Genomic DNA, 24557 nt, shown 5'->3' on the forward strand with positions numbered 1-24557 from the left:
TCGGAGATCCCCCCGAGGCCCGGCTCGCGCGGCTCCGACCCCCGCGACGAGCCGCGCCGGGAGCCCGTGGCGTCCCGGCGCGGATCATCCGATCTCGGCGGCACGACTCAGCCTCCGTTGCCCTGCTGGCTGGTGACCGACGGGGCGCCCTGCGCGGGGTGCGGCACCCCGATGGTCTGCCCGTCCGGCAGCCGGATGTACGCCGGGTCCTCGGACTCGACCAGGCCGAGCCGGCGGGCGTTGGCGGTCAGGTTGCCGGGCGCCTCCTGCTTGGCGATCTCCTTCTTCAGCTCCTGCTCGTCCACGTCCAGCTTGGCCTGCTGCTGCTGGAGCTTCTCCAGCTTGAACGCGTTCTCGTTGATCTTCGTGTTGACCGCCAGGATGCCCAGCACCCCACCGACCACCAGCACCAGGATCAGCGCGACGAACGGGGCGCGGGGCACTCGGATCGGCGCCGGCGGGGCGACCCGCAGGCGCGGCGTGGGCGCACCGGTGACCCGGGTGCGCTCGGCCGGCCGCACGGCGGCGCTGCCCTGCGTCGGGAACTCGCGCGCCCCCCGGGCACGAGTGGTCTCCCGGCGGTCGGCCGCCGTCGTGTCCCGCGTGGTGCGCTGCGCCGCGGTCCGGCCCCCCGACCGCGGTGCGCGCTGCCCGACGGCTCCCCGGCCGTCGCGCTTCTCGACGTTCATGTCCCCTCCCCCTCCTCGTCCGTCCCGTTCGCGTCCCCCGGGGCCGACCGCGGGTCCTCGCCGGACCCCGGTGACCCCGTCCCCGGTTGGTGCATCGCCTTCACCCGGCGGCGGTACCGTTCGCGGTCGGTACGCCCCTGCCGGGTCGCCTCCGGGTCGAGGCGTTCGGCGGCACGCAGCCGCACCGAGGCGGCACGCGGGTTCGCGGCCACCTCCGCCTCCCCGGGCAGCTCGGCGCCCCGGCTCAACAGCCGGAACGTCGGGCCCGACCCGGGCAGTTCGACCGGGAGGTCGATCGGGCCCTTACTGCGGACCCGGTCGGCGAGCGCCTGCTTGGTGAGCCGGTCCTCCAGCGAGTGGTAGGACAGGACCACCATGCGGCCGCCCACTGTGAGCTTGTCCAGAGCAGCCGGCAGCGCCGTCTCCAGCGCTGCCAGTTCTCTGTTTACCTCGATCCGTAAAGCCTGAAACGTTCTCTTTGCCGGGTGTCCACCGGTTCGTCGGGCGGGTGCCGGAATGGCGTCCCGCACCAGCTCGGCCAGCCGGGCCGAGGAGGTGATCCGGGTGCGCTCCCGTTCCCGGATGATCGCCGAGGCGATCTTCCCGGCGAACTTCTCCTCGCCGTACACCCGCAGCAGGCGGGCCAGGTCCGGGTGGGAGTAGGTGTTGACCACCTCCTCGGCGGTCACCCCCCGGGTCTGGTCCATCCGCATGTCCAGCGGCGCGTCCTGCGCGTAGGCGAACCCGCGGTCGGGCGCGTCCAGTTGCAGGGACGAGACGCCGAGGTCGAACAGCACCCCGTCGATCGCCGGGTAACCGAGCCGGTCGAGCACCTCGGGCAGCTCGTCGTAGACGGCGTGCTCCAGGTGGATCCGGTCGGCGAACCGGGCCAGGCGGACCCGCGCGTGGGCGAGCGCCTCGGTGTCCCGGTCCAGGCCGATCAGCACCGTGTCCGGATGCGCCGTGAGCACCGCCTCGGCGTGCCCGGCCAGGCCGAGCGTGGCGTCGACGTGGACGGTGCGACCGGGCCGGCCCAGTGCGGGGGCCAGCAGCTCGAGACACCGCTCGAGCAGCACCGGCACGTGCGTGCCGCGTAGCTCCCCCATCTCGACCCCCACCCCGTTCGCCAACCGTTCCGTCACGTGTCTGTCGTCGCCACGACGCCTCGCCATACCGCCAGATCCCCATCCGCTCCCGCCCGCCGGAGGCCGCGGCCCTCCGTGTCGGATCGTGCGCCTGGCACCGGGGAAGGGGTGCCAGGAACTCGAAAGCGGCTGGAGATCTCGCAGTACGTCGGGCGCCGTCACGCCCTACAGACCGCCGGGCAGCACCCCCTCCTCGATGTCGGCGAAGTCGTCTTCGCTCTCCGCGAGGTAGGCCTCCCAGGCCGCCTTGTCCCAGATCTCCACCCGGGTGCTCGCTCCGATCACGACCAGATCCCGGTCCAGTGCCGCGTACGACCGCAGGTGGCCGGGAATGGTGACCCGGCCCTGCTTGTCCGGCACCTCGTCGTGCGCGCTGGCGAAGAAGACCCGGCTGTAGGCCCGGGCCGCCTTGCTCGTCATCGGCTGCGCGCGCAACTGGTCGGCGATCCGCTGGAACTCGGGCATCGGGAAGACGTAGAGGCAGCGCTCCTGCCCTTTGGTGATCACGACACCCCCCGCCAGTTCGTCCCGGAACTTCGCCGGAAGGATCAACCGGCCTTTGTCGTCCAGGCGCGGAGTGTGGGTGCCGAGGAACATCGGCCCAACCCCCTCGCCCTGAGCGGCGTTCGCGGCGCCGCTGACCCCCCGGGCCGGTGTGGCCCTCCCGGCCTCACCATCGCGCCCCACTCTACTCCACTTCCCTCCACCTGCAACCAGATTCGCCCGCGTGGCGTGGCGTTTCCGCGCGCAAAACCGCACGTCAACGCGGGTGGGGCGGAGTGGAGGGGGTGGGGAGGGCCGCGCAGCGTCCGCTACCCGACATCGACCGCCACCGTCCGGCCCTGCGCGCTCCGGCCGTCCGCCGGGCCCTCCCCGGCCGAACGGTTCGCCCTCGGCCGCGATCTGGCGGAGGTGGTGGTCCGGTAACCTCGCTCGCGTGACGGACGCGAAGATGCCCTTGCGGGCAAAGGTGGCCAGCTCCGTGTCGCGCACCGCCGCGGCGCTGTCGCGGGCTGCGGGCCGTGGCGACGGCTCGGTGATCGGCGGCTGGATCGGCCTCAAGATCGACCCGGACCTGCTCGCCCACCTCTCGGCCGGGCGCGCCATCGCCCTGGTGTCCGGCACCAACGGCAAGACCACCACCACCCGGCTCACCACCGCCGCGGTCGGCGTGCTCGGCCGGGTCGCCACCAACTCCTTCGGCGCGAACATGCCCACCGGCCACACCTCGGCGCTCGCAAAGGCCGGCAGCACCCCGTACGCGGTGCTGGAGGTGGACGAGCACTACCTCGCCCAGGTGCTGGAGGCGACCGAGCCGCACGTGGTGGCGCTGCTCAACCTCTCCCGCGACCAGCTCGACCGCGCCAAGGAGGTCGCCATGATGGCGCAGCTCTGGCGCGCCGCCCTGGTCCGGCACCCGCGGGTACGGGTGGTCGCCAACGCCGACGACCCGATGGTGGTGTGGGCCGCGTGCCCGCCGGCCGACCCGGCCCAGGGCCACGTGCCGCCGCACGTCACCTGGTTCAGCGCCGGGCAGCGCTGGCACGACGACTCCTGGGTCTGCCCCGAGTGCGGCTCCACCATCCAGCGCTCCGGCGAGCAGTGGTGGTGCACCGGCTGCCCGCTGCGCCGCCCCGAGCCGAACTGGACCGTCGAGGACGACGGTGTGCTCGACCCCACCGGCGCCTGGCACAAGATCCAGCTGCAGCTCCCCGGCAAGGTCAACCTCGGCAACGCGGCCACCGCCCTGGCCGTCGCCGCCGAGTTCGGCGTACGCCCGGTGGACGCGGTGTCCCGGCTCGGCACCGTCACCTCGGTGGCCGGCCGCTACGCCCAGGTGGACCGCGACGGGCGCAACATCCGGCTGCTGCTGGCGAAGAACCCGGCGAGCTGGCTGGAGGCGTTCGACATGGCCGACGTCGCGCCGACACTGCTGTCCATCAACGCCCGCGACCCCGACGGGCTGGACACCTCCTGGCTGTTCGACGTGGACTTCTCCCCGCTGACCGGCCGGCAGGTGCTGATCACCGGCGACCGGGCGTACGACCTGGCGGTGCGGCTGGAGGTAAACGGCGTGCCGTTCCAGCACGTCCGCAGCTTCGACGAGGCCGTCCGCGCGGTCCCGCCGGGCCGGCTGGAGGTCATCGCCAACTACACCGCCTTCCAGGACATCCGAGCGGAGCTGGACCGTGTCAACTGAGAGCCTGCGCATCGTCTGGATCTATCCCGACCTGCTGTCCACCTACGGCGACCGGGGCAACGCGCTGATCCTGGCCCGCCGGGCCCAGCTGCGCGGCATGCCGGTCGAGGTGCTGGAGGTCCGCTCCGACCAGCGGCTGCCCGCCACCGCCGACATCTACCTGCTCGGCGGCGGCGAGGACGGCCCGCAGGCGCTCGGCGCCCAGCGCCTGATCGCCGACGGCGGCCTGCACCGGGCGGTGGCCCAGGGTTCGGTGGTGTTCGGCGTCTGCGCCGGCTACCAACTGCTCGGCACCTCCTTCTTCGCCAAGGGCACCCGGTGCGCCGGCCTGGAGCTGCTCGACCTCTCCTCCGACCGCGGCCCCACCCGGGCCGTCGGCGAGCTGGCCGGCGAGGTCGACCCGCGGCTGGGCATCCCGCACCTGTCCGGGTTCGAGAACCACGGCGGCCGTACCCACCTCGGCCCGGGCGTGTCCCCGCTGGCCCGCGTCACCACCGGCGTCGGCAACGACGGCGCCACCGAGGGCGCGTGGCGGGGCAAGCTGCTCGGCACCTACTCGCACGGGCCGGCGCTGGCGCGCAACCCCGACCTGGCGGACCTGCTGCTGCGCTGGGCGACCGGCATCCATCAGCTCCCGCCGCTCGACGACACCTGGGCCGACCGCCTCCGCTCCGAGCGCCGCACCGCGGTGGCCGCCGCACCGAGGCCGTGACCGACGCCGCCCGGCCGGGGCGGCGACCGGTGGCCCGCCGGCTCGCCGGGTTGCTGCGGCAGCCCTCGGCGCGCCGGTTCGGGCTGCTTCTCCTGCTGCTCGCCGGGTTCGGCGTGACGCTGCTGCTGGTGCCCCGGCCGGACCCGGCCGACCTGCCCCGGCTCGCCGACTCGCTCGGCGGCTACGGCCCGCCCGCCGCCGTGGTCGGCGGCGCGCTGCTGCTGGTGGCGCTGGTGCCGCGGACGTTCGTCACGCTGGCCGCGGGCGCGATCTTCGGCCCGGTGCAGGGCGCCGCGTACGCGCTCGGCGCGGCGTTGCTGGCGGCGGCCATCGGATTCACTGTGGGCCGGGTGCTCGGCCGCGACTTCGTCGCCGAGCGGGTACGCGGCCGGCTGGCCCGCCTCGACGGCTGGTTCGCCCGGCAGAGCGTCTTCGGCGTGATCACCGTACGGCTGCTGCCGATCGCCGGGTTCGGGCTGGTCAGCTACGGCTACGGCACGACCGCCGCCCGGGTGGCGCCGTTCCTGGCCGGCAGCGTGATCGCCTCCGCCCCCACCGCGATCGGCTACGCGGCGATCGGCGCGGCGGTGACCACGCCCGGTTCGATCAACTGGTACGCGGCCGCGCCGGCCAGCCTCGGCCTGATCGCCAGCGTGCTGATCATCCACCGCTGGTGGCGGGCCGAACGGCGCCGGTCTGCCGGATCGGCCGGCTGACCCGGCGGCGAAGGCGGCCGACACGGTCCGGCCGGCGGGTTGAGGCGCGCCCCGCGTACGGGACGCGCCTCCGGCACACGGCCGCCGGTCAGGCGACCACGGACACCATCCGGCCCTTCACCACGATGACCTTGCGTGGCTCCTTGCCGGCCAGCGCGCCCGTGACCGCCTCCAGCGCCGCCGCGCGGACGGTCTCCTCGGACGCGTCGGCCGGCACCTCGATTCGGCCCCGGACCTTGCCGTTGACCTGCACCGGGTAGGTGACCGACTCGGCCACCAGCAGAGCCGGGTCGGCGACCGGGAAGTCCGCGTACGCCAGCGAGTCCTCGTGGCCCAGCTTGCGCCACAGTTCCTCGGCCATGTGCGGGGCGAACGGGGCCACCATCAGCACCAGCGGCTCGGCCACCTCGCGCGGCGTACGCGCCAGCCGGGTCAGGCCGTTGGTCAGCTCGATCAGCTTGGCGATGGCGGTGTTGAAGCGGATCCCGTCCATGTCGGCGCGGACCCCGTCGATCGTCTTGTGCAGCAGCCGCCGGGTCGCCTCGTCGGCCGGTTCGTCGGTGATCCGCAGCTCGCCGGTCCGCTCGTCGACGACGCTACGCCAGACCCGCTGCAGGAACCGGTACGAGCCGACCACGGCCCGGGTGTCCCACGGGCGGGACACCTCCAGCGGGCCCATCGACATCTCGTACACCCGGAACGTGTCCGCGCCGTACGCCGCGCACATGTCGTCCGGGGTGACGACGTTCTTCAGCGACTTGCCCATCTTGCCGTACTCGCGCCGGACCTCGGTCTCGCCGTGGAACCAGCGGCCGTCGACCTCGACGACCTCCTCGGCGGGCACGTACGCGCCGCGCGAGTCGACGAACGCGTACGCCTGGATCATGCCCTGGTTGAACAGGCGGCGGAACGGCTCGAACGACGAGACGTGGCCCAGGTCGTACAGCACCTTGTGCCAGAAGCGGGCGTACAGCAGGTGCAGCACGGCGTGCTCGGCGCCGCCGACGTACAGGTCGGTGCCACCGCAGTCCCCCGGACGCTGCGGCCCCATCCAGTACGCCTCGTTCTCCGGGTCGGCGAAGCGCTGCGAGTCGGTCGGGTCCAGGTAGCGCAGCTCGTACCAGCAGGAGCCGGCCCACTGCGGCATCACGTTGGTCTCACGGGTGTAGCGCTTGGGCCCGTCGCCCAGGTCCAGCTCCACCTCCACCCAGTCGCGCCGCCGCGACAGCGGGGTCTCCGGATCGCTGTCGGCGTCCTCCGGGTCGAACGTCTTCGGCGAGAAGTCCTCCACCTCGGGCAGCTCGACCGGCAGCATCGACTCGGGCAGCGCGATCGGCGCGCCGGTCTCGTCGTACACGATCGGGAACGGCTCGCCCCAGTAGCGCTGCCGGGAGAACAGCCAGTCGCGCAGCCGCCAGGTGACCGCGCCGGCGCCGTGTCCGTTGGCCTCCAGCCACTCGATGATGCGCGCCTTCGCGTCGGCCACGCCCAGGCCGTCCAGGTCGATGCCGCGATCCGGCGCGGCGCTGTTGATCGCCGGACCGTCCCCGGTGTACGCCTTGCCGTCGAAGCCCTCCGGCGGCTGCACGGTCCGTACGATCGGCAGCTCGAAGACCTCGGCGAAGGCCCAGTCCCGCTCGTCCTGGGCGGGTACCGCCATGATCGCGCCGGTGCCGTACCCGGCCAGCACGTAGTCGGCGATGAAGATCGGGATCTGCCCGCCGGTCACCGGGTTGGTGGCGTAGGCGCCGACGAAGACGCCGGTCTTCTCCTTGCTGTCCGCCTGCCGCTCCACGTCCGTCTTGGCCGAGGCGGCCTTCCGGTACGCCTCGACGGCCTCACGCGGGCCGGCGTGCCCGCCGGTCCAGGCGTCCTTCGTGCCCTCCGGCCAGGCGGCCGGCGTCAGCACGTCGACCAGCTCGTGCTCGGGCGCCAGCACCATGTAGGTGGCGCCGAAGACGGTGTCCGGCCGGGTCGTGAACACCCGCACCGGGGCCGCGTCCGTCGGGAAGTCGATGTGCGCGCCGGTCGACCGGCCGATCCAGTTGCGCTGCTGCAGCTTGATCGGCTCCGGCCAGTCCAGTGTGTCCAGATCCTCCAGCAGCCGGTCCCCGTACGCGGTGATCCGCATCATCCACTGCTTCAGGTTGCGCTTGAAGACCGGGAAGTTGCCGCGCTCGGAGCGGCCGTCGGCGGTGACCTCCTCGTTGGCCACCACGGTGCCCAGGCCCGGGCACCAGTTCACCGGCGCTTCCGAGACGTACGCCAGCCGGTGGTCGTCGACGACGCGCCGCCGCTCCCCCACGGACAGCTCGGCCCACGGACGCCCGTCGGGGGTGGCACGGGTGCCGCCCTCGAACTCGGCGATCAGCTCGGCGATCGGCCGGGCCTTGCGCGCGTCCGCGTCGTACCAGGAGTTGAAGATCTGCAGGAAGATCCACTGGGTCCAGCGGTAGAAGTCGGTGTCGATGGTCGCCACCGAACGCCGCTCGTCGTGGCCCAGCCCCAGCCGGCGCAGCTGCGCCTTGAACCGCTCGATGTTGGCCTCGGTGGTGGTCCGGGGGTGGGTGCCGGTCTGCACCGCGTACTGCTCGGCGGGCAGGCCGAACGCGTCGAAGCCCATCGCGTGCAGCACGTTGCGCCCGGCCATCCGCTGGTAGCGGGCGTAGCAGTCGGTGCCGATGTAGCCCAGCGGGTGGCCGACGTGCAGGCCGGCGCCGGACGGGTACGGGAACATGTCCAGCACGTACAGCTTCTCGGCGCCCGCCCGCGGGTGGCCGGGGTCGGCCAGCGGACCGGCCGGGTTCGGCGCCTGGAAGGTGCCCTCCCGCGCCCAGGTGTCCTGCCAGCGGTGCTCGATCTCGTCGGCCAGGGCGGCGGTGTACCGGAACGGGGGGATGTCGGTCGCCGGTGCGGCTGCCTCACTCATGGCGTCTCCTCGGCGCGGAACGATTCGAAAAAATTGTGGGCGGTCTGCTGCGGGCACAAAAAAGCCCCTCGCGCAGGAGGGGCGGCCGTGCTGTCGCGCGTTCAGCGCATCAACACGGCTCGGTAAGAAGCAGGAAGAACCCGGCCATGCAGGCAGTGTACCTCGCACCCCTCGGCGGCGGCGCGCCCGTTCCACCCTCGGCGGCCGGTCCCCCGGTCCGGCGAATATTCCGGGCGTAACCGACCGACCACCTGCGGGAGTCGGCAGTAACGACAAACATGGTTAGCCTGAGAGGCCAGTGAGATTACTGCGGCAGACGTGGCTCGGCGTCGCGAACCCAACGGCGGGTCCAGGTGCTCTATAAAGAGCTGCCGTCCAGGCGACGAGGAGGAGGCCCGTGACACAACAGACCTGGGACGAGGTGGGCGGTCTGCTGCCGCACGACGAGTTCCGCGCCGCCAGCGAGGCCATCGTGGCCAACATCGAGCAGGTCATCGAGGGCAAGACCGCCACCGTCCGGCTCGCCCTGGCGGTGCTGCTGGCCGAGGGCCACCTGCTCATCGAGGACGTGCCCGGCGTCGGCAAGACCAAGCTCGCCAAGGCGATGGCCCGGTCCATCGACTGCTCGGTCCGGCGGATCCAGTTCACCCCCGACCTGCTTCCCAGCGACGTCACCGGCGTCAGCGTCTACAACCAGGAGACGCACGACTTCGAGTTCCGCCCCGGCGCGGTCTTCGCCAACCTGGTGGTCGGCGACGAGATCAACCGGGCCTCGCCGAAGACCCAGTCGGCGCTGCTGGAGTGCATGGAGGAGCGGCAGGTCACCGTCGACGGGGTCACCTACCAGTTGCAGACGCCGTTCATGGTGATCGCGACGCAGAACCCGATCGAGATGGAGGGCACCTACCCGCTGCCCGAGGCGCAGCGCGACCGGTTCACCGCCCGCATCGCCATGGGCTACCCGGACCCGCGCGCCGAGCTGGCCATGCTCGACGGGCACGGCGCCACCGACCCGCTGCCGGGGCTGCGGCCCGTCTCCGACGCGGCCACCGTCCGCCGGCTGATCGGTCACGTCCGGCAGGTGCACGTCGCCGACGCCGTCAAGCAGTACGCGATCGACCTGGTCACCGCCACCCGGGAGGCGCCCGACCTGCGCCTGGGCGCGTCCCCGCGGGCCACGCTCCAGCTGCTGCGCACCGCCCGCGCGGTGGCCGCCCTGGAGGGCCGCGACTACGTGCTGCCCGACGACCTGCAGGTGCTCGCGGTGCCGGTGCTGGCGCACCGGATCATCCCCACCGCCGACGCGCAGCTGGCCCGGCGCACCACCGACGCGATCGTCTCCGAGCTGGTGCACCGCCTGCCGCTCCCGCACGACCGGCAGCGCTCCCCGTACGACACCCGGCCCGGCGGCGCGAACAACGGCCGCGGGCCGTACGAGCCGCGGAGGCCGTGACGTGCGCGACGGCCTGCGTGGGCTGACCACCCGCGGCCGCTCCTTCCTGGCGGCCGCGGTGGCCGCCGCGATCTCCGCCGGCATCCTCGGCGAGAAGGACCTGCTCCGGGTGGCGGTCCTGCTCGCCGTGCTGCCGCTGCTGGCCGCCGCGTACGTCGGGCGCAGCCGCTACAAGCTGGCCTGCAACCGGTCGCTGGAGCCGCACCGGGTGCCGGTCGGCGCCAGTTCCCGGGTGGTGCTGCGGTTGCAGAACCTGTCCCGGCTGCCCACCGGCACGCTGCTGCTGGAGGACCGCCTGCCGTACGCGCTGGGCAGCCGGCCCCGGGTGGTGCTGGAGCGGCTCGGCGCGCACCAGGCCAGCTCCGTGGCGTACACGGTCCGCGCGGACGTGCGCGGCCGCTACGAGGTGGGCCCGCTGGTGATCCGGCTGACCGACCCGTTCGGGCTGTGCGAGCTGACCCGGTCGTTCCCCAGCACCGACCACCTCACGGTGATCCCGCAGGTCACCCCGCTGCCGTCGGTGCGGCTTCCCGGCGAGTACGCCGGCAGCGGCGACAGCCGGGCCCGCTCGGTGGCGGTGCACGGCGAGGACGACGCCGCCACCCGGGAGTACCGGATGGGTGACGACCTGCGCCGGGTGCACTGGAAGTCCACCGCCCGCACCGGCGAGCTGATGGTGCGCCGCGAGGAGCAGCCGTGGGAGAGCCGCGCCACGGTGGTGCTCGACACCCGCGCCGGCGGGCACCGGGGCGAGGGCCCGACTGCGAGCTTCGAGTGGGCGGTCTCGGCGGCCGCCAGCATCGCCGTGCACCTGCGCGAGGCCGGCTACAAGCTGCGGCTGGTCACCGGCAACGGCGCCGACGTCGGTGCCACCGAGGCAGGCGGTGAGGGACTGCTTCTCGACCACCTCGCCGACGTGCACCTGGACCGGCGCGGTGAGATCACCACGCTGGTGCAGCAGGTCCGGCAACGGGCCGACGGCGGCCTGATCATCGCGCTGCTCGGCACGCTCGGCACCGCCGAGGCGGAACTGCTGGCCGGGTTGCGCGGCAACGGCGCCACCTGCGTGGCGTTCCTGCTCGACAGCAACACCTGGCTCAACCTGCCGCCGAACGCCCGGGCCGAGGCGGAGCGGGCACACGGCGCCGCCGCGCTCACGCTGCTGCAGAGCGGCTGGCGGGTCGTCGGGGTGGAGCACGGCACCCGGCTGCCGATGCTGTGGCCGCAGGCCGGACGGGGCTCGCAGGGCTTCGCGCTGCGGGCGGCCATGGCCGAGACGGTGGCCGGCGGACGACGATGACCGGAGGGATGGTCCTGTGACCCCGCACCGCAACATCGGCTTCGTCGCCGCGGCGGCGACGCTGCTGGCGGCGGCCCCGCTGTCGGCGATCTTCGAGCGCTGGACCTGGCTGATCCAGGCCGCCGTCGTGGTCGCCGTGGTGGCCGGCTCGGCCGCGCTGAGCCGTCTCGGCCGGCTACCGCTGTGGGGGCAGGTGCTGGCCATGCTGGCCGGGCTGACCCTGGGCCTGACCTGGGTCTTCCCCGGCGGCACCGAACTGCTCGCGTTCGTGCCGACCCCGGCGACGTTCGGCCACTTCGGCGACCTGCTCCAGGCGTCGCTGCAGGACATGCGCTCGTACGGCGTACAGGTGCCGGACGTCGACTCGCTGCTGTTCCTCGCGGTGCTCGGCATCGGCGCGGTGGCGGTGGTGGTGGACGTGCTCGCGGTCGGGCTGCGCCGGCCGGCGCTGGCCGGCCTGCCGATGCTCGCCATCTACTCGGTGCCGGTCGCGGTGTACGTGGACAGCGTGCCGGCCACCCCGTTCGTGGTGGGTGCTGCCGGTTACCTCTGGCTGCTGGTCACCGACAACGTCGACCGGGTACGCCGGTTCGGCCGCCGGTTCACCGGCGAGGGCCGCGACGTCGACGTCTGGGAGGCGTCCCCGCTCGCCGCCGCCGGACGGCGGCTCGCGGTGGTCGGTGTGATCGCGGCGGTGGCGCTGCCGCTCGCAGTGCCCGGGATGACCGGCGGGCTGCTGAACAACGTCGGCGCCGGGCCCGGCGAGGGCAACGGGCGGCCGGGCCAGGGCGGCAGCTCCGGCCGGGTCGACCTGTTCGCGGCGCTCAGCGGTCAGCTCAACCAGAGCGAGGAAGTCGATCTGGTCAAGGTCAGCACCAACGAGACGGCCCCGTTCTACCTGCGCCTTGGCGTGGTGGACGACCTGCGGCCGAGCGGCTTCCAGGCGCGGGTGCCGACCGGGAAGTCGATCTCCCGTTCGCTGTCCGACCCGGTCGACAACGCCCCGCGCGGCGTCGACCGGCAGCGCTACCGCGCCACCGTCGAGGTGACGAAGAACCTGAACATGCCGTTGCTGCCGGTCTACACCGAGCCGGTCAAGGCCGACGACCTCAACGGCAACTGGCTGTACGACGAGAGCCAGCAGGTCATCTTCTCCAAGCGGGACACCGCCCGCGGCAAGAACTACTCGTTCGACTACGTCCGGTCCACCTACAGCCCGGCGGCGCTGCGCGCGGCCCGGTCACTGCCCTCGGACAGCCCGCTGATGCGCCAGCAGACCGAGCGGCCGTCCGTCCCGGCCGTCGAGGAACTGGTCGCGGAACTGGTCAAGGGCAAGTCGAACGACTACGACAAGGTCCGGGCGATCTACGACTACTTCTCCGTGGAGAACGGCTTCACCTACGCGCTGTCCACCCGCAACGGCAGCAGCGGGGAGGACATCACCGACTTCCTCGCCACCAAGGTCGGCTACTGCCAGCAGTACGCCGCGGCGATGGCCTGGCTGGTCCGGGCCGCCGGGATCCCGGCCCGGGTGGCGGTCGGGTTCACCAACGGCAGCAAGGCCGACAGCGGCACGTACGTGCTGACCAACCGCAACCTGCACGCCTGGACCGAAGTCAACTTCAACGGGATCGGCTGGGTGCCGTTCGACGCCACCCCGGCGGCGGCCGTGACGGGCTCGGTCCGTTCGGCCTGGGCGCCGGACGTCGACGCCCCCGAGGAGGTCACCCCCTCGGCCGGCAGCACCACCGCTCCCGACGCGGCCGGCCCGTCGGCCGGGCCGAACGAGGCCGACCGGCTCGACAAGGACACCGACCAGGGCCTGACGCTGGACCAGGGCGCGCCCGTTGAGGAGAGCCCCGTCTGGCCGTGGTGGCTGGCCGGTGCGCTGGCACTGCTGGCGCTGCTCGCCGTACCGGCCCTGCGCCGCTCCGCCCTGCGCCGCCGCCGTCGCGTCCGGACCGTCACACCCGCGGCCACCGCGCTGCCGGTGCCGGGCCAGCGCGGCGAGACGCGGGAGGTCGTGGTCGGCGTGGACGCCGAGGCGGCCCGCGCCGACGCGCACGCCGCCTGGGACGAGCTGCTCGACACGCTCGTCGACTTCCACGTCCGGGTGGACCGCACGGAGACCCCGCGCGCGACCGCCGAGCGGCTGGCCCGGGAGGCGCTAGCCGAGAGAGGCGACGCCGCGACCGGGGTACGCCTGCTCGGCCGCGCCGAGGAACGCGCCCGCTACGCGCGTGACCCGCTGACCGAAGCGGAGTTGCAGCCGGCGCTGCGCACGGTCCGGGGCGCGCTGGCGGCGGGCGCGGACCGCCGTACCCGCCTGCTGGCCGCGCTGCTGCCCCCGTCGGTGCTGCAACGCTGGCGTACCGCCCTGGCCGAACGGTCGGCGAAAGCGGTGACCACGAGCGGTCAGATCCGGCAGCGGATGACGCGCTGGAGCCCGCGCCGCCTCCTGGCCGGCCGCCCCGCCCGCTGACCCCCCTTCCCCACCCTCCCCGCCCCGCCCCGTCCCCTCCCGCCCGGCCCCCGGCGGTGATCAAGGAGTTTGTGTCCACATCCAGCCCCGCTGAAGACACAAACTCCTTGATCACCGCTTCTGGCCGGATGCGTCGTAGATCTTGGTACGAAATGGCCCTCGTGAGGGCGCTTCCGTACCAAGATCTACGACGGCTCCCGCGATACGCGGCGCATGGGCTGATGAGGCGGGCCGGCCGAGCAGGCCCCCTTGCCTCGGCGATCTTGCGGTTTGTGCCCGGGTGAACGGGACATTCGGGGCACCGCTCGGGCCGAAAGTGCAAGATCGCGCGGGAGAGCGGGAGAGCGGGCGGGCGGGGCGGAGGGCGGGGGCTGATGAGCCTCGAGGAGGCGCTCGCGGGGCGCCGAGGCGCGAACCGCGAACCGCGAGCCGGGCGCGGCGGTGCACATGCGTGCGGGCAGCCCGGGGCGCCACGTAGCGAATGAGGCGCGTAGAGGGGGACGGACCGCGGGGGGCGCGCCTAGGGGCGGGGCGGTGGGATCGATCGTGGGCATGACTGAGCGCGCGCCCTCGCCCTCGCCGCCACAACACCCCGGCAGCAAGTAGCGCCGGCGGCGCTCGTCGGCCTACGGAGGCACCGCCGGTTTCCCGCCCCTGGTCAGGGGCGGGGCGCGGTCAGCGGTGGCCCTCCGGGCGCTGCCGCCAGCGGTCCTCCATCCGGTCGAGGAAGGAGCCCCGGCGACCACCACCACTGCGGCCACGGGGACGACGCCGGCTCGTTGTGCCGCCGACCACGTGCAGGTCGGGCGACTGGGATCGGCGGTGCGACTGCACCGCGTAGCCCAACGAGGCCAGCATGACGACGAAACCCGCCACGGCCACCGCGGGAATCTTGATCACGGCACCGTAGATCAACAGGGCCAGACCAGCGACGACCACGCCGGCAGCGACGAGCACGCGACGCCGCGCGTGGAAACGCGGGTCGCTGGCGCGCACGGCCGAGGCGAACTTGGGGTCCTCGGCAAGCGACCGCTCGATCTGCTCGAACAGCCGCTGCTCGTGCTCCGAGAGCGGCACGGCACTCCTCCCCGGTCACGTTGGTCGGCCCGGGCGGGCCGACAGACCGTGGCAGCCAACCGGCTGCTTACCCGCAAGTCTACGAGGGCCCCCGCGCGTCGGAAAGCGGGACGACCTACGGCCGGGTCGGTTTTTCGACTTGTCGTGTATCACGACGGCCGAGAAGACTGGCCGGACCTATGACGGACCGCCCGAATCGGGCGGCCGCCGCGTCGGCCGCCGCCTCCGCCTCACGCCAGCCGCGCTCGGGCGCACCGAGGGTGAGCTGCTGCGGGGTCTCCCCGGCGGGGGCGAGACCTTCCATCCGGACACCGACCAGCCGAACCGGCTCGCCGGGGGCGAGCGCGACCCAGAGCGCCCAGGCCGTGTCGAACATCTCCCGGGCGGTGTCGGTGGGCACGGCGAGCGTGCGGGAGCGGCTGATCGTCCGGAAGTCGGCGAAACGGACCTTGAGCGACACCGTACGGCCCACCTGCCCGGCCGCGCGCAGCCGGGAACCGGCCTTGTCGGCGAGCGCGAGCAGGGACCGCCGGATCTCGGCCGGGTCGGTCACGTCGGTGTCGAACGTGACCTCCGCGCCGATCGACTTCTCCACCTGCTCGGGTGTGACCCCGCGCGGGTCACGCCCCCAGGCCAGCTCGTGCAGGTGGGCGGCGGACGCCTCGCCCACGGCCCGGCGCAGCAGGCCGGCCGGCGCCTCGGCGAGGTCGCGCACGGTGCGCAGGCCGAGGCGGCGCAACGCGTCCGCGGAGCGCTCCCCCACGCCCCACAGGGCGGACACCGGCAGCGGGTGCAGGAAGTCCAGCACCCGGGCGGCCGGGACCACGAGCAGGCCGTCGGGCTTGGCCCGGGTGGAGCCGAGCTTGGCCACGAACTTGCTCGGCCCCACGCCCACCGAACAGGTCAGCTGTTGCTCCTCGGCGACCCGGCGGCGGATCAGCGCGGCGATGTCGGCGGGCCGGCCGAACAGCCGTCGGGCGCCCGCCACGTCGAGGAACGCCTCGTCCAGCGAGAGCGGCTCGACCAGCGGGGTGACGTCCCGGAAGATCCGCATCACCGCCCGCGACGCCTCGGTGTAGGCGGCGAAGTCGGGTGGGAGGTAGACGGCGCCGGGGCACAGGGCCCGGGCGCGGGCGGTGGGCATCGCGCTGCGGACGCCGTACCGCCGGGCCTCGTAGCTGGCGGAGCTGACCACGCCGCGCGGGCCGACGCCGCCCACCACCACCGGCTGCCCGCGCAGCTCGGGGCGGCGGCGCACCTCCACGGAGGCATAGAACGCGTCCATGTCGACGTGCAGGATGGTGCAGCCGGTGTCGTCGGCGTCCGGCCCGAAGCGCGGGTCACCGCCTCGGGGCAACGACTGGCTGCGGCCCATGCCAGCAGGCTAGCCCGCCGGTCCGACAACCCCACCGCCCGGCCCGCGGCGACGCCCACCGGCCCCGGACCAGACGCGGGCCGGCGGTCACCGCCCACCGGCCCCGGACGAGGCGGGTCCGACCAGGGGCGCGGCGCGGAGGCAGGGCCGACCAGGGGCGCGGCGCGGAGGCAGGGCCGACCGGGGCCGCGGCGCGGAGGCAGGGGCGAACCGGGGTCAGCCCCGGACCACCAGCAGCGGGACTGTCATCTCGGCGGCGGTGTCCGCGCCGTGGTACGCCACCAGCCGCGACGCCATCGGCGGTTCGGAACGGGTCGCGACCACGGCGTACGTGTCCCGGCACACCACCACCACGTCGCCGATCCGCCTCAGGTGTGCCTCGGGCACCGGCCCGAACCAGCCGGTCGCCACCGCCTCGGCCCGGGTCAGCACCTGCGCGGCCGGGCCCAGCACCTCGGTCCAGGCGGCCACCACGTCGGCCTCGGCACCCGGCTCGACGTGCAGGTAGCGGACCCGGGGCTCGCCGGCGACCACCCGTACCCCGGTTCGCAGCCGGGGGTCGGTGTCCAGGTCGATCCGGTGCCCGGCGGGCACGTCGAGCTGGCCGTGGTCGGCGGTGACCAGCAGCGCGGCGTCCGGCGGCAGCCCGTCGACGAGCCGGGCCAGCAGCGCGTCCACAGCGGTGGCGGCGGTCCGCCAGGGCGCGGAGTCGACGCCGCTGAGGTGCCCGTGCCGGTCCAGGTCGGGGTGGTAGCCGGAGACGAGCGCGGGACCGTCCCCGGCGGCGAGCGCCGCCAGCATCCGGGCGGCGAGCGCGTCCACGCCGGCCGCGCCCCGGTAGTCGCCGCCCCGGTTGGCGGCGAGGGTCAGGCCGCTGCCGGCGAACTCGGGGCGGCTGACCACAGTCACCGCGACGCCGGCCGCGCGGGCCCGCTGGTACCAGGTGGGCACCGGCTGCCAGCTCGCCGGGTCCGGGTCGCCGGTCCAGTCGATGTGGTTGAGCACCCGGTCGGTGCCGGGCACCCGGACCGTGAAGCCGAGCACGCCGTGGGCGCCCGACGGGGTGCCGGTGCCGAGGCTGACCAGGCTGGTCGGGGTGGTGGACGGGAAGCCGGTGGTGAGCGGCCGGCCGGCGGTGGCGGCCAGGCCGGCGAGTGTCGGGGCGTACGGGGCGGCGGTGGGGATCTGGTACCAGCCGAGGCCGTCGACGAGCAGCACCGCGATCCGGCGTACCCCGGCCAGGCGCGGGGTCAGGCCGAGCCGATCGGCCGCGCCCGGTACGCCGAGCAGCGCCAGCGCGCTGGGCAGCACGTCGGTCAGGGCGCCGCCGTCGTAGCGGGGCGCCACCCGGTCCAGCGGGCCGGGCGCCGGATCGGGAACCGGGCCGGTCATGCCGGGCGGCGGGCGAACAGGTGCAGCTGGGCGGCGAGATCGCGGTACGGGGACCGGGCGGCGAGGGCGCGCTCCAGTTCCACCAGGGCGGCCTGCTGCCCGTCGGCCACCGCGGCCGGGAGCAGGTCGGCGAGCACCCGTACCCCGTGGATCTCCTCCACGACGAGGCCGGCGGCGGTGAGCAGCGCGGTCGCGTCGGTGGCGTCGTAGCGGCGGCGCAGCGTGTCCCGGCCGCCTGTGGTGCCGCGCGGATCGGCGGCGAGCGCGGCGGCGGCGTCCAGTTGCCCGTTCATCGCACGGCCGAACACGGCGGCGGCCCGGCCGGCGACGAGCACGCTCGCGGCGCCGCCCGGTCGCAACGCGGTGACCAGCGCGGACATCACCGGTTCCGGGTCGTCGACCACCTCGAGGACGGAGTGGCAGAGCACCAGGTCCACGGTGGCCGGTTCGACGAGGCCGGTGAGCGCGTCGGCGTCGCCCTGCGTCGCGCGTACCCGATCGGCGACCCCGGCCTCGGCGGCCCGGCGGGTCAGCGCGGCGAGCGCGTCGGGGCTGGCATCGACGACGGTGACCCGGTGACCGGCCTCGGCGAGCGGGACGGCGAAGCCGCCGGTCCCGCCGCCGACGTCGAGCACGGAGAGTCGTTCGCCGGCCCGCCGGTCCAGCTCGGCCCGGAGCACCGACCAGATGACGGCGGTGCGGGGGGTGAGGGTTCGGATCTGCTCCACGGGCCGAGCCTAGTCACCCCCCGGCCCGGGTTCAGGACTCGCCGCCGCCGGCGGGGTCGTCCTCGGCGCGGGAGCGCTGGTCGTTCGCCACCGGGCCGTCGGTCACCTGGTATTCCCGCGGCTCGGCCTCGTGGGTGGGCGCCCAGTCGGCGCCGAGGCGGGTCCGTCGGACGTTGGCTACGCCGCCGGCGTACGTGCGGTGAAAGGTCATCTGTTCATCCCCCATACCCCGGGTGGGCCACTCTGCCCACCCGCGTCGGGAGTCTCCCGCCTCCGGCTCACGGAAACCGTAATGTGGATCACTCCATCAACGGAAATCCCTGGATGCCGGTGTGACGGGGGGCTCGATCGCGTCCAGCCGGTCCGCGGTGAGGTTCGTGACGCCCTCGTGCCGCTGCAGCCGGCCCCGCACCACAAGTGCTCCACTGGTGCGGGCGACTCGACGGTATCTCTGCCACAACCCCGGGGAGCAAGTGACATTGAGCATCCCGGTCTCGTCCTCCAGGTTGATGAACGTGACGCCACCGGCGGTCGCCGGGCGCTGCCGGTGGGTGACGATCCCGCCGACCCGGATCCGCTGCCCGGGCGGCACCTGACCGAGCCGGGCGATCGGCACCGCGCCCAGCTCGTCGAGGCGATCCCGGATGAACCGGGCCGGATGGCTCTCCGGGGACAGGCCGGTGGCCCAGACGTCGGCGACCAGGCGGTCCACCGCGGCCATGCCGGGCAGGGTCGGCGGATCCGCGCCGGTCACCGTGCCGGGTAGCCGGCCGGGCCGGTCCTGAGCCGCCGCGCCGGCGGCCCAGAGGGCCTGCCGCCGGGTCAGCCCGAAACAGGCGAACGCGTCGGCGGTGGCCAGCGCCTCCAGCTGCGCGGCGGTGAGACCGACGCGGCGGGCCAGGTCCGGCATGTCCCGGTACGCCCCGTGCGCGGCGCGTTCCGCCTCGATCCGCTCGGCCACGTCCTCGCCGAGGGTACGGACGCTGCCCAGCCCGAGCCGTACCGCCGGGCCGCCCAGCCCCCAGGCGTGCGGCGGCTCGCCCGGCACGCTGCCCCACCGGGTCTGCGGGGTGGACTCCAGCACCGCCTTGGCGCCGCTGGCGTTGATGTCCGGCCGGCGCACCTCCACGCCGTGCCGGCGGGCGTCGTCGGCGAGCGTCTGCGGCGAGTAGAAACCCATCGGCTGGGCGTTGAGCAGCGCGGCCAGGAACGGGCCCGGGTGGTAGCGCTTGAGCCACGAGCTGGCGTACACCAGGTAGGCGAAGCTCATCGCGTGGCTCTCCGGGAAGCCGTAGCTGGCGAACGCGGTGAGCTTGCGGTAGACGTCGTCGGCCAGCTCGCCGGTGATGCCCCGCTCGGCCATCCCGGCGTAGAGCCGGTCGGCGATCTGCGCCATCCGCTCCACCGACCGCTTCGCCCCCATGGCCCGGCGCAGCTGGTCGGCGCCGGCCGCGTCGAACCCGGCCAGGTCGATGGCGAGCTGCATGAGCTGCTCCTGGAACAGCGGCACGCCGAGCGTCTTCTCCAGCGCGTTGCGCATCAGCGGGTGCGCGTACGTCACCGGCTCCTGGCCGTTCTTGCGCCGGATGTACGGGTGCACCGAGCCGCCCTGGATCGGACCGGGCCGGATCAGCGCCACCTCCACCACCAGGTCGTAGAACTCGCGGGGCTTGAGCCGCGGCAGCGTGGCCATCTGGGCGCGGCTCTCCACCTGGAACACGCCCACCGAGTCGGCCCGGCAGAGCATGTCGTAGACCTCGGGGTCGTCCAGCGTCATGTCGCCCAGGTCGAGGCGGGAGCCGATCAGGTCGTAGCCGTAGTGCAGCGCCGAGAGCATGCCGAGGCCGAGCAGGTCGAACTTGACCAGGCCGACGGCCGCGCAGTCGTCCTTGTCCCACTGGAGCACGCTGCGGCCGGGCATCCGGCCCCACTCCACCGGGCACACCTCGATCACCGGCCGGTCGCAGATCACCATGCCGCCGGAGTGGATGCCCAGGTGCCGGGGGAACGTCTGCAGCTCGTTGGCGTACGCGACCACCTGCTCGGGGATGTCCGCCACGTCGACCGCGGCGACCGAGCCCCACCTGTCGATCTGCTTGCTCCAGGCGTCCTGCTGGCCGGGCGAGAAACCGAACGCCTTGGCGACGTCGCGCACCGCCGACCGGGGCCGGTACGAGATGACGTTGGCGACCTGGGCGGTGTGCTCCCGGCCGTAGCGGGCGTAGACGTGCTGGATCACCTCCTCCCGGCGGTCGGACTCGATGTCCACGTCGATGTCGGGCGGGCCGTCGCGTTCGGGGGCGAGGAACCGTTCGAACAGCAGCCGGTGCCGGACCGCGTCCACGTTGGTGATGCGCAGCGCGTAGCAGACCGCCGAGTTGGCCGCCGAGCCCCGGCCCTGGCAGTAGATGTCCTGCGCGCGGCAGAACGCGACGATGTCGTAGACCACCAGGAAGTAGCCGGGGAACCCGAGATCTTCGATCATCCGCAGCTCGTGTTCCAGTTGCGCGTACGCCTCCGGGTGCGCCTCGGGCGGGCCGTAGCGCTCCCGGGCGCCGTCCATGGTCAGCCGGCGCAGCCAGCTCATCTCGGTGTGCCCGGGCGGCACCGGGTACGCGGGCAGCTTCGGCGCCACGAGCTGCAGGTCGAAGGCGAGTTCCGCGCCGTACTCGGCGGCCCGCGCCACCGCGCCCGGGTACGCGGCGAACCGCGCCGCCATCTCCGCGCCGCTGCGCAGGTGGGCGGTGGCCGCGGCGGGCAGCCAGCCGTCGATCTCGTCGAGGCTGCGCCGGGCCCGGACCGCCGCGACTGTGGTGGCCAGCCGCCGCCGGCCCGGGGTGGCGTAGTGCACGTTGTTCGTGGCCACAGTGGGCAGCCCGGCCGCGGCGGCCAGGTCGGCGAGCGCGTCGTTGCGGTCGGCGTCGATCGGATGGCCGTGGTCGGTCAGCTCCACCGCCACCGTCTCCGCGCCGAACAACGCGGTGAGCCGGTCCAGCTCCCGGGCCGCCGCGTCGACGCCCTCGGTGAGCAGCGCCGCGGGCACATGCCCCTTGCGGCAGCCGGTGAGCACCAGCACGTGGTCGCGCAGCTCGGCGGCGATCTCCTCCAGCTCGCCGTAGACCGGGCGGCCCTTCTCCCCGCCGCGCAGCTGGGCCCGGGAGATGGTGGCGGCCAGGCGCGCGTACCCCTCGTGGCCGTGCGCCAGCACCAGCAGATGCCGGCCGAGCGGGTCGGGTTCGCCGTTCTGCGGGCCGGGCAGCCCGAGCGACAGTTCCGCGCCGAAGATCGTCGGCAGCCGCAGCGCGCGGGCCGCCTCGGCGAAGCGCACCACACCGTAGAAGCCGTCGTGGTCGGTGACGGCGAGCGCGGTCAGGCCGAGCCGGGCCGCCTCCTCGGCCAGTTCCTCCGGGTGGCTGGCGCCGTCGAGGAAGCTGAAGTTGGAGTGCGCGTGCAGCTCCGCGTACGGCACCACGCCGTCCGGGCGGGCCAGCTCCGGCGGCCGGTACTCCTGGCGCTTGCGGCTCCAGGCCGGGGAGTCGCCGCCGTCGGCGTCGACAGCGAGCGGGTCGACCACGTGCAGGTGCCGCTCGCCCTTGGCCCGCCCGGAGAGCACCTGCTCCAGCTTGGACCACGGCATCTTCGGGTTGTGGAAGCTCACCGACGCCCGCCTCGCCCCGCACCCGGCCGCCCGAGATCTTGGTACGAAACGGCCCCCGGAGGGGCGCTTTCCTTCCAAGATCTTCCCCGGCGCTCAGTCATAGATCGCCTCCACCAGCCACTGCCCGCCCTCGACCGCGAGCAACAGGGCGGCGCCGTCGGCCAGGCACACCTGGAACCGGGCCCGGCGGCGCGCCTCGGCCGGCGCCCACCAGCGCTCGTCCACCGGCCACGGACCGGCCCACCCGGTGATCTCGGCCGGGCGGCCGTCGCCGACGGTGAGCCGGGCCGGCGCCGCGCTGACCGCCAGCCGGGCACTCACCACGACCGGCTCCCCGGCGGCGTCACGCACGTCGGCCGGCAACGGGGTGGGCAGCACCACGGCCGGCGACGGCGGCGGAATCCGCCCCGGCCACGGCGGCTCGGCCACCGTCCGGCCCCGCCGGGTCCGCCGCCCGGTCCGCATCCCGGCATCGGGTACGGCGACCGGGGCGGACGCGGCACCCGGAGCGGCCCCGACGACCGGGACGAGTGACGCCGCCGGAGACGACGGCCCGGCCGGGACCGGGGCCCGGGACGGCGATGCGGTCGAGGGCGGCGACGCTGCCGGGACCGGGGTCGGGGACGGACCGGCCGGGGACGCCGGAACCGGGGACGCTGCGGCGGGTGGCAGGGGTGGCGGGCCGGGACGCGCGGGCACCCGTTCGTCGCCCCACGGCACCAGGCGCACCTGGTCGGCCGGGGAACGCCCACCGCCGAGCACGGCGGTGACCACCGCCTCGGGACCGAGGATGCCCTGTACCCGGCTCAGCGCGCGGTGCGCCCGCTCCCGCTCCTCACCGGCCTCCCCCCACAGCCCGGGTTGCAGGCCCGCCTGGGCGAGCACCCCGTCCGGCACCAGTCGCAACCGGACGATTCCGGCGGTGGGGCGGGCCGGACGTGTCCCGCCCCGGCCGTTGCTGCCGGAGAGCCAGCCGTCGAGCTGCCAACGTACCCGGTCGGCGATGGCGGCTGCGGTGAGCAGGCCGTCGTGCCGCCAGACCCGGTGCAGTTCCTGGCCGTGTGCGGTGACCGCCTCGATGCCGAGGCGGGTGCAGGCCAGCCCGTACCCGGCCAGCCGTTCGTGCAGCCGCTCGGCGAGCGTGCGGGCGGCGAACGCGGCGGCGTCGACCCGGTCGACCGGCTCGTCGTAGTCGGCGGTGACGGTGAGGTCGGCGGGCGGCTGCCGGACCGCCAGCGGGCGGTCGTCCCGGCCACCGGCGAGCCGGTGCGCCAGCGCCCCGTCGAAACCGAACCGGGCCAGCACGTCCCCGGCGGGCAGCGCCGCGAACTCGCCGAGGGTACGCACACCGAGCCGGCGCAGCAGGTCGGCCAGCGCGGGCCGGCCGAGCGCCTCGACCGGCCGGGCGGCCAGGAACTCGCGGGTGCCGCCGGGGGGCACGATCCGGCCCTCCCGGGCGGCCAGCCCGGCCGCGAACACCCCATCGGCGATGCCGACCTGGCTCTCCACCGCGCAACTCTGCGCGACGTGCTCCACGATCCGCTCGGCTGCCGCCTCCTCACCGCCGAGGTAGCGGCTCGGCCCCCGGGCCGCCGTCGCGCAGGCGCCGGGCCGGATCACCTCGACGCCGGCGACCACCTCCTCCACGGCGGCCACCACCGGCTCGAACGCCCGCACGTCCCGGCCGGGGTCGTGGTCGACCACCGTCAGGTGCGGGCAGCGCCCCTGCGCCTCGCGGCGGCGCAGCCCGCGCCGGATCCCCTCGGCGCGGGCCCGCTCGGAGCAGGCGATCACCCGGTTGGCGTGCAGCACCACGACCGGGTCGGTGGCGGGCACCCCGTCGACGATCTCGGCGGCCAGGACCGGCCAGTCCGGGCACCAGAGCAGCAGCGTCCGCTGCGGTACGCCGCTCACGCCGGCCCGGCCGCGGTGAGCGTACGGGCGGGTGGGGCCACCACACGCAGCCGCCGCGACGGCGCGGCGGACGGTGCGCCGAGCCCGGCCGAGCGGGGGATCACCCGGGTCAGCTCGTCGCCGGGCAGCCACACCTTGATCTCCTTGGGGCGGGCGGCGGCGCCCCGCCCCCGGGCCGACACTGTCACCTCACGGCGGCGCAGCCGCCCGCGGCCGGGGCCGAGCCCCTGCCAGACGCCCCGGACCACCTGGAGCGTGACGTCCGCGCCGTCCCACCTGCCGTACGGGACGAGCACGCTTCCACGCTGCCGGGCCCGGGCGGCCAGCCGGGTGGCGACCGAGGCGGAGACGGTGGCCGGCACGGCGGTGACCACCACGTCGACCCCGTCGATGAGCGCGGCGACCACTGTGGGCCACTCCGGCCCGGGGTCGGGCACCAGGGCCAGCCGGTCCAGGGCGATGCCCGCCTCGGCCGCCGCGCCGGCCCCGAAGGTGGGTACGCCGACCACCGCGCACCACGAGCCGGCCCGGGACGCCTCGGCGAGCAGCGCGAGGATCAGCGAGGTGGCGCCGCTGCGCCGGGGCTGGCCGGCGCCGACCGCGACGGTGCTGCCGCGCCGCAGGCCGCGGTTGGGCAGCAGCCCGGTCAGCTCGGCCCGCACGGGCAGCACCCGGTGGCCGCCGGCCGGGTCGGGCGCGCTCGCCGGCCGGACCAGATCCGCCAGAGCGGCGGAACCGACCACCATGCGGCCCGCCATCGGACCAACCCCCCGTCGTGTTTCGCCAC

At 74.6% G+C, this 24557-nt stretch carries 18 protein-coding genes; 6 read left to right on the forward strand and 12 right to left on the reverse strand.

Annotated elements, in window-relative coordinates:
* Positions 1-107: 107 nt before the first annotated feature.
* The 3 genes from ACQP26_RS21700 to mraZ all read right to left on the reverse strand — a co-directional run bounded on the left by ACQP26_RS21700 (position 108) and on the right by mraZ (position 2431).
* Positions 108-689: a hypothetical protein gene (locus tag ACQP26_RS21700; protein ID WP_433493854.1), complete on the reverse strand. Its 582-nt coding sequence runs from the start codon at positions 687-689 to the stop codon at positions 108-110.
* A complete protein-coding gene (gene rsmH / locus ACQP26_RS21705) occupies positions 686-1795 on the reverse strand; it encodes a 16S rRNA (cytosine(1402)-N(4))-methyltransferase RsmH (protein WP_269707050.1) in 1110 nt (369 codons plus the stop codon). The genes ACQP26_RS21700 and rsmH overlap by 4 nt, the downstream gene beginning before the upstream one ends.
* Before the next feature lie 204 nt (positions 1796-1999).
* The gene (mraZ, locus tag ACQP26_RS21710; protein WP_013287610.1) at positions 2000-2431 is read right to left on the reverse strand and encodes a division/cell wall cluster transcriptional repressor MraZ; all 432 of its coding nucleotides are present in this window, start codon (positions 2429-2431) and stop codon (positions 2000-2002) included.
* 355 nt (positions 2432-2786) lie between these two features.
* Between mraZ and ACQP26_RS21715 the strand changes: the two genes are divergently transcribed.
* The 3 genes from ACQP26_RS21715 to ACQP26_RS21725 are packed head-to-tail and all read left to right on the forward strand — an operon-like array spanning position 2787 to position 5462.
* A complete protein-coding gene (locus ACQP26_RS21715; RefSeq protein WP_128138608.1) occupies positions 2787-4034 on the forward strand; it encodes a MurT ligase domain-containing protein in 1248 nt (415 codons plus the stop codon).
* Positions 4024-4746 carry a type 1 glutamine amidotransferase gene (locus ACQP26_RS21720; RefSeq protein WP_013287612.1) on the forward strand — a complete coding sequence of 241 codons (723 nt, stop codon included), beginning with the start codon at positions 4024-4026 and terminating at the stop codon, positions 4744-4746. The genes ACQP26_RS21715 and ACQP26_RS21720 overlap by 11 nt, the downstream gene beginning before the upstream one ends.
* Positions 4743-5462, forward strand: coding sequence for a TVP38/TMEM64 family protein (locus ACQP26_RS21725; RefSeq protein ID WP_433493855.1), 720 nt, complete (start codon positions 4743-4745; stop codon positions 5460-5462). Before ACQP26_RS21720 ends, ACQP26_RS21725 begins: the two co-directional genes overlap by 4 nt.
* A gap of 88 nt (positions 5463-5550) precedes the next feature.
* On the opposite strand, the gene leuS is transcribed toward ACQP26_RS21725, so the two are convergent.
* Entirely contained in the window at positions 5551-8391 is a 2841-nt protein-coding gene (leuS, locus tag ACQP26_RS21730) for a leucine--tRNA ligase (protein ID WP_433493856.1), read from the reverse strand.
* 397 nt (positions 8392-8788) lie between these two features.
* Between leuS and ACQP26_RS21735 the strand changes: the two genes are divergently transcribed.
* Genes ACQP26_RS21735 through ACQP26_RS21745 form a run of 3 tightly spaced genes read left to right on the forward strand, consistent with a single transcriptional unit; the run spans position 8789 to position 13626 of the window.
* The gene (locus tag ACQP26_RS21735; protein WP_269704888.1) at positions 8789-9844 is read left to right on the forward strand and encodes an AAA family ATPase; all 1056 of its coding nucleotides are present in this window, start codon (positions 8789-8791) and stop codon (positions 9842-9844) included.
* 1 nt (position 9845) lies between these two features.
* On the forward strand, positions 9846-11144 hold the full coding sequence (locus ACQP26_RS21740) for a DUF58 domain-containing protein (RefSeq protein WP_433493857.1): 1299 nt from the start codon (positions 9846-9848) through the stop codon (positions 11142-11144).
* Between the two features lie 16 nt (positions 11145-11160).
* A complete protein-coding gene (locus tag ACQP26_RS21745) occupies positions 11161-13626 on the forward strand; it encodes a transglutaminase TgpA family protein (RefSeq protein ID WP_433493858.1) in 2466 nt (821 codons plus the stop codon).
* A 675-nt stretch (positions 13627-14301) separates the two neighbouring features.
* On the opposite strand, the gene ACQP26_RS21750 is transcribed toward ACQP26_RS21745, so the two are convergent.
* The 8 genes from ACQP26_RS21750 to ACQP26_RS21785 all read right to left on the reverse strand — a co-directional run bounded on the left by ACQP26_RS21750 (position 14302) and on the right by ACQP26_RS21785 (position 24528).
* The gene (locus tag ACQP26_RS21750) at positions 14302-14703 is read right to left on the reverse strand and encodes a DUF3040 domain-containing protein (protein WP_128139017.1); all 402 of its coding nucleotides are present in this window, start codon (positions 14701-14703) and stop codon (positions 14302-14304) included.
* A 115-nt stretch (positions 14704-14818) separates the two neighbouring features.
* Entirely contained in the window at positions 14819-16078 is a 1260-nt protein-coding gene (locus tag ACQP26_RS21755) for a DNA polymerase IV (protein ID WP_433493859.1), read from the reverse strand.
* A 216-nt stretch (positions 16079-16294) separates the two neighbouring features.
* Positions 16295-17470 (reverse strand): alkaline phosphatase family protein, encoded by a 1176-nt coding sequence (locus ACQP26_RS21760; protein WP_433493860.1) that lies wholly within the window; start codon positions 17468-17470, stop codon positions 16295-16297.
* The gene (locus ACQP26_RS21765) at positions 17467-18198 is read right to left on the reverse strand and encodes a methyltransferase domain-containing protein (protein ID WP_281577179.1); all 732 of its coding nucleotides are present in this window, start codon (positions 18196-18198) and stop codon (positions 17467-17469) included. Before ACQP26_RS21765 ends, ACQP26_RS21760 begins: the two co-directional genes overlap by 4 nt.
* Positions 18199-18229: 31 nt before the next feature.
* Positions 18230-18409, reverse strand: a complete 180-nt coding sequence (locus ACQP26_RS21770) for a hypothetical protein (RefSeq protein ID WP_269704882.1) — start codon at positions 18407-18409, stop codon at positions 18230-18232.
* 96 nt (positions 18410-18505) lie between these two features.
* Complete coding sequence (locus ACQP26_RS21775; RefSeq protein WP_433493861.1) at positions 18506-21856, reverse strand: error-prone DNA polymerase; 3351 nt, start codon at positions 21854-21856, stop codon at positions 18506-18508.
* Positions 21857-21949: 93 nt separating this feature from the next.
* Positions 21950-23770: a DNA polymerase Y family protein gene (locus ACQP26_RS21780; protein ID WP_433493862.1), complete on the reverse strand. Its 1821-nt coding sequence runs from the start codon at positions 23768-23770 to the stop codon at positions 21950-21952.
* Positions 23767-24528: a hypothetical protein gene (locus ACQP26_RS21785; protein WP_281577177.1), complete on the reverse strand. Its 762-nt coding sequence runs from the start codon at positions 24526-24528 to the stop codon at positions 23767-23769. The genes ACQP26_RS21780 and ACQP26_RS21785 overlap by 4 nt, the downstream gene beginning before the upstream one ends.
* Positions 24529-24557 lie beyond the last annotated feature (29 nt).

The sequence above is a fragment of the Micromonospora sp. CA-248089 genome, assembly GCF_050948515.1.
In the GTDB taxonomy this organism is placed as follows: Bacteria; Actinomycetota; Actinomycetes; order Mycobacteriales; family Micromonosporaceae; genus Micromonospora.

Bases quoted from the DNA above. Each gene is read 5' to 3' on its own strand.
- ACQP26_RS21715 (WP_128138608.1), top strand. From the start codon at position 2,787: ATGCCCTTGCGGGCAAAGGTGGCCAGCTCCGTGTCGCGCACCGCCGCG.
- ACQP26_RS21760 (WP_433493860.1), bottom strand. From the start codon at position 17,470: ATGACCGGCCCGGTTCCCGATCCGGCGCCCGGCCCGCTGGACCGGGTG.
- ACQP26_RS21700 (WP_433493854.1), bottom strand. From the start codon at position 689: ATGAACGTCGAGAAGCGCGACGGCCGGGGAGCCGTCGGGCAGCGCGCA.
- rsmH (WP_269707050.1), bottom strand. From the start codon at position 1,795: ATGGGGGAGCTACGCGGCACGCACGTGCCGGTGCTGCTCGAGCGGTGT.
- ACQP26_RS21755 (WP_433493859.1), bottom strand. From the start codon at position 16,078: ATGGGCCGCAGCCAGTCGTTGCCCCGAGGCGGTGACCCGCGCTTCGGG.
- ACQP26_RS21770 (WP_269704882.1), bottom strand. From the start codon at position 18,409: ATGACCTTTCACCGCACGTACGCCGGCGGCGTAGCCAACGTCCGACGG.
- mraZ (WP_013287610.1), bottom strand. From the start codon at position 2,431: ATGTTCCTCGGCACCCACACTCCGCGCCTGGACGACAAAGGCCGGTTG.
- leuS (WP_433493856.1), bottom strand. From the start codon at position 8,391: ATGAGTGAGGCAGCCGCACCGGCGACCGACATCCCCCCGTTCCGGTAC.
- ACQP26_RS21785 (WP_281577177.1), bottom strand. From the start codon at position 24,528: ATGGCGGGCCGCATGGTGGTCGGTTCCGCCGCTCTGGCGGATCTGGTC.